Origin of the sequence: Pseudonocardia pini (assembly GCF_013870575.1) — a bacterium.
GTDB lineage: Bacteria > Actinomycetota > Actinomycetes > Mycobacteriales > Pseudonocardiaceae > Pseudonocardia > Pseudonocardia pini.
This window is the reverse complement of sequence record NZ_JACBXB010000838.1, coordinates 1-2,269: the sequence shown is the minus strand read 5'-3', so window position 1 is coordinate 2,269 and position 2,269 is coordinate 1. Positions and strand designations below refer to the sequence as shown.

General features: G+C 73.6%; 3 protein-coding genes. All 3 read right to left on the bottom strand.

Going from position 1 to position 2,269, the window contains the following annotated elements; genetic code table 11:
• Positions 1 to 43: 43 nt before the first annotated feature.
• Positions 44 to 268: a Trm112 family protein gene (locus tag H5J29_RS29715; protein ID WP_181784281.1), complete on the bottom strand. Its 225-nt coding sequence runs from the start codon at positions 266 to 268 to the stop codon at positions 44 to 46.
• A gap of 103 nt (positions 269 to 371) precedes the next feature.
• Positions 372 to 1,724 carry a phosphomannomutase/phosphoglucomutase gene (locus H5J29_RS29710; protein WP_312858471.1) on the bottom strand — a complete coding sequence of 451 codons (1,353 nt, stop codon included), beginning with the start codon at positions 1,722 to 1,724 and terminating at the stop codon, positions 372 to 374.
• Positions 1,725 to 1,797: 73 nt separating this feature from the next.
• On the bottom strand, positions 1,798 to 2,175 hold the full coding sequence (locus tag H5J29_RS29705) for a DUF3499 domain-containing protein (protein ID WP_181784280.1): 378 nt from the start codon (positions 2,173 to 2,175) through the stop codon (positions 1,798 to 1,800).
• Positions 2,176 to 2,269: the final 94 nt, after the last annotated feature.

The following is a 2,269-nucleotide window of genomic DNA, read 5'->3' as shown; positions in this document are numbered from 1 at the left end:
AGTGCGGCGGGGTCGCCGAGGAGGGTGTCGTCGAGCACCAGGGTCACCCGACCGTCCCGGGTTCCCCGGCGGGTGCCTCGGGATCGGCGGTCGGCTCCGCGGGCTCCGCCTCCGTCAACAGCAGCACGGGGATCCCGTCCACGATCGGGTAGCGGCGCCCGCAGGAGGTGCAGACCAGCTCCGCGTCGGCCTGGCGCAGCGCGGCGTGGTCCTCCGCGGGGCAGGCCAGGATCTCCAGAAGCCGGGGGTCGAGCACAGGGGCGGGCATGCTTCTCCTCACGTGTCCTGTCCAGAATGCTGCCAGGGCAGCGGCGCGCGCGCCGGGTCCGTCCGGGTGCGGTCGGGCGCGGGGTGCCCGGCGGGGCCCGCGATCAGGCCCGGACGAGCGCCAGGACCGCGTCCCGCAGCGCCGCGACCGCGTCCGCGTCCGCGGCCTCGACGTTCAGCCGCAGCAGCGGTTCGGTGTTCGAGGCCCGCAGGTTGAACCAGGACCCGTCCGGCAGCGAGACGGTGAGCCCGTCGAGCTCGTCGAACTCCGCCCCGGCGTAGGCCTCGCGGACCGCGGCGACCCGCCCGGCCTGGTCCGTGACGGTGGAGTTGATCTCGCCGCTCGCGGCGTACCGCTCGTAGGACTCCATCAGCTCCGACAGCGGACGGGGCTGCTCGCCCAGCGCGGCCAGCACGTGCAGCGCCGCGAGCATCCCGGAGTCGGCCTTCCAGAAGTCCTTGAAGTAGTAGTGCGCGGAGTGCTCGCCGCCGAAGACCGCGCCGGTCTCGGCCATGGTCTGCTTGATGAACGAGTGCCCGACCCGGGTGCGCACCGGCTTCCCGCCCAGCTCGGCGACCAGCTCGGGGACGGCCCGGGAGGTGATCAGGTTGTGGATCACGGTGGCCCCGGGGGCCTTGGCCAGCTCGCGGGTGGCGACCAGCCCGGTGATCGCGCTGGGGCTGACCGGCTCGCCCCGCTCGTCGACGACGAAGCAGCGGTCCGCGTCGCCGTCGAACGCCAGGCCGAGGTCCGCACCCTCCGCGACCACGGCCTTCTGCAGGTCGACCAGGTTCGCCGGGTCCAGCGGGTTGGCCTCGTGGTTGGGGAAGGTGCCGTCGAGCTCGAAGTAGAGCGGCACGACGTCGAGCGGGAGCCCGCCGAGCACCTCCGGCACGGTGAACCCGCCCATGCCGTTCCCCGCGTCGACCACGACCTTGAGCGGTCGGATCTCGCTGAGGTCGACGAGCTCGCGCAGGTAGGTCGCGTAGTCCTCGACCATCGCGCGCCTGCTCACGGTCCCGCCGCCCGGCCCGTCCGGCACGCCCTGCTCGACGGCCTCGCGGATCGCGGTGAGCCCGGTGTCCTGGCCGATCGGCGTGGCGCCCGCCCGACAGAGCTTGATCCCGTTGTACTTCGCGGGGTTGTGGCTGGCGGTGAACATCGCGCCGGGCACGTCCAGCGTGCCCGCGGCGTAGTAGAGCATGTCCGTGCTGGCCAGGCCGATGTCCACGACGTCGAGCCCCTGGCCGGTCACGCCCTCGGCGAACGCGGCCGCCAGCTCGGGCGAGGAGTCCCGCATGTCGTAGCCGACCGCCACCGTGCGTGCGCCCTCGCCCCCGACGAGACGGGCGAGCGCGGCACCGATCTCCCGCACGGTGTCGGCGTGCAGCTGCTCACCGACGACACCGCGGATGTCGTAAGCCTTGACGATCTGGGTCAGATCCACCTCGGGCACAGGACCGAACCCTAGCGGGCCGCACCGACACTCCTGCCGGTGGTCCGTGCGCTGGTCACCCTCGGTGACCGGGCTAGTCCTCCGGAGGAGTGGGGAGCACCCGGAGATGGCCCCGGCGACCGGTGCTGACGCCCGGTCCGGCCGTCACGTCGACGGCGGCGACCTCGATCGGGCGGTCTGCGCGGCCCGCCTCGCGGACCGCCTCGGCCAGCGCGGTCAGGTCGTCGCTGCTGTGCTGCGGCGGCGCGAACTCGCCCTCGAACCGGACGACCTCCCAGCCCCGGGGGGCGGTGAGCCGGTGGGCGTGCGCGGTGCAGAGGTCGTAGGTGTGCGGCTCCGCCTGCGTCGCCAACGGCCCGACCACGGCGGTCGAGTCGGCGTAGACGTAGGTGAGAGTGGCCACCGCGAGCTCGGTGCAGCCGCTCCGCGAACACCTCCGGACACTCAGCACGTCCCCGACGATAGCCCCCCGCGGGTGCGGTTCCCGGCTGCGACGCGCGGCCTGTTCGCGGGTCGTGTCCCGACCACCGGGGGCGCCGTACTAT